This window comes from Streptomyces recifensis, assembly GCF_002154615.1.
Lineage (GTDB): Bacteria > Actinomycetota > Actinomycetes > Streptomycetales > Streptomycetaceae > Streptomyces > Streptomyces griseoluteus.
The window spans coordinates 1-1,727 of record NZ_MUNH01000810.1 but is presented as its reverse complement, the minus strand read 5'-3'; the positions used below and the strand labels follow the sequence as shown (position 1 = coordinate 1,727).

Here is a 1,727-nt window from a genome sequence, read left to right as displayed (position 1 = left end):
CGCGCAGCTCGGCCAGCCGGTCGGGGTGCTGCAGCAGCGTGTAGGTGCCCAGCGAGATCATGTTGGCGGTGGTCTCGTGCCCGGCGACCAGCAGGATGACGGCGAGCGAGACGACCTCGGCCCGGTCCAGCGCGCCCTCGCTGAGCTGCTTGTGTACCAGGTCGTCCAGTACTCCCTCGCCCGGCTGGGGGTGGCCGGCCTTGGCGTCGATGAGGCCGCCGAGGTAGGTCTCCAGCTCCTTGCGGGCGTTCTGGCTGTCGTCGGCCGTCGGCCCGCGCAGCAGCTTGCGGGACTGCTCCTCGAAGAACTCGTGGTCGGCGTACGGCACCCCGAGCAGGTCGCAGATGACCATGGACGGCACGGGCAGGGCGAAGGCCGACACCAGCTCGGCGCCGGGCCCTCGCTCGATCATCGCGTCCAGGAGGTCGTCGACGATCTTCTGGATGGCGGGCCGGAGGGCCGCGGCGCGTTTGACCGTGAACGACGGGATCATCATCCGCCGCTGGATCTGGTGCTCGGGGTCGTCCAGGCCCAGCAGGGCGACCCGGCGGTCCCGTACGCCCGCGAACCGGGCGGTGGGGATCGGGAACTCGGGGCGGCGCCGGTCGCTGGAGAGCCGGGGGTCGGCGAGCAGCGCGCGGGCCGCGGAGTGCCCGCTGACGGCCCAGACCTCGCGGCCGTCGTACAGGGTGACGCGGGACACGGGCCGGCCCTCGCGCAAGGGGCCGTACCCGGTAGGCGGGTGGTAGGGACAGGTGCGGTCCTGCGGGAAGGCGACGGGATCGGCCGCCTTCGCCGGGCCGGTGGTGTCCGTCAGTTCCGTCATGGATGGACCTCGCAGACGAAGAAGTACCTCGAACCGATCTTCATTAGATGCCCGGGGCACCTAGGGGGCGACGGCAAGTTCGGCCAGATCGGCGACCCGTCGGATCTGGCCGAAGAGGCGCGGCCGCCGGAGGTGTCCGGGCAGCGGAATCCGGTCGTCCGACGCACATCGGTCCTCCCAGTGTCGTCGCGTACGCCCCCTTTCGGCCACCCCCCGGCCGGCGACCGGCCGAGAGATCCGGCTATTCACCCGCGTGGCCCAGAGGATGCGCGGTACGGATGATCCCGGCGGCCCCCGGTGTTGCGGTGGACCGCAGGCGCGATGCCGTCGGCAGGACGAAACACGATGAAGGGGAGAAGCCATGCCTCTTGAGGGCGAGTACGAGCCGAGCCCGGAGCAATGGGTACGCGATCAGGTCGAGCTGTACGAGAGCTCCGGCGGGAGGGAGGGGAACACACTGCTCGACACCGGGCTGCCGGTGATCATCCTGACCACGCGCGGCAACCGCAGCGGCAAGATCCGCAAGACGCCGCTGATGCGGGTGGAGCACGACGGGAAGTACGCGGTGGTCGCCTCCGTGGGCGGCGCGCCGAAGCACCCGGTCTGGTACTTCAACGTCAAGGCCGACCCGACCGTCGAACTCCAGGACGGCCCTCAGAAGCGGGAGATGCGCGCCCGCGAGGTGAACGGCGACGAGAAGGCCCGGTGGTGGGAGCGGGCCGTCGCGGCCTTCCCCCCCTACGCCGAGTACCAGGAGAAGACCGACCGGGAGATCCCGGTCTTCGTCCTGGAGCCGGCCGACGCGAGCTGAACCGGCGCCGGGGGACGGTTCACGCGCCTTGCGCGTACGGCGGGTGTGAACCGTCCCCCGGCGGGCACGCGGAGCTCAGGCCCCGCCGCG

The 1,727-nt window shown here is 71.4% G+C and carries 2 protein-coding genes; one reads left to right on the top strand and one right to left on the bottom strand.

Annotated elements, in window-relative coordinates:
- Positions 1–826: cytochrome P450 (locus CCN33_RS29935; protein WP_086696452.1), on the bottom strand; the 826-nt coding region annotated here is incomplete at its 3' end.
- A 361-nt stretch (positions 827–1,187) separates the two neighbouring features.
- Between CCN33_RS29935 and CCN33_RS29930 the strand changes: the two genes are divergently transcribed.
- Positions 1,188–1,637 carry a nitroreductase family deazaflavin-dependent oxidoreductase gene (locus tag CCN33_RS29930; protein ID WP_086696451.1) on the top strand — a complete coding sequence of 150 codons (450 nt, stop codon included), beginning with the start codon at positions 1,188–1,190 and terminating at the stop codon, positions 1,635–1,637.
- The last annotated feature ends 90 nt before the right edge of the window (positions 1,638–1,727 follow it).

Bases quoted from the DNA above. Each gene is read 5' to 3' on its own strand.
- CCN33_RS29930 (WP_086696451.1), top strand. From the start codon at position 1,188: ATGCCTCTTGAGGGCGAGTACGAGCCGAGCCCGGAGCAATGGGTACGC.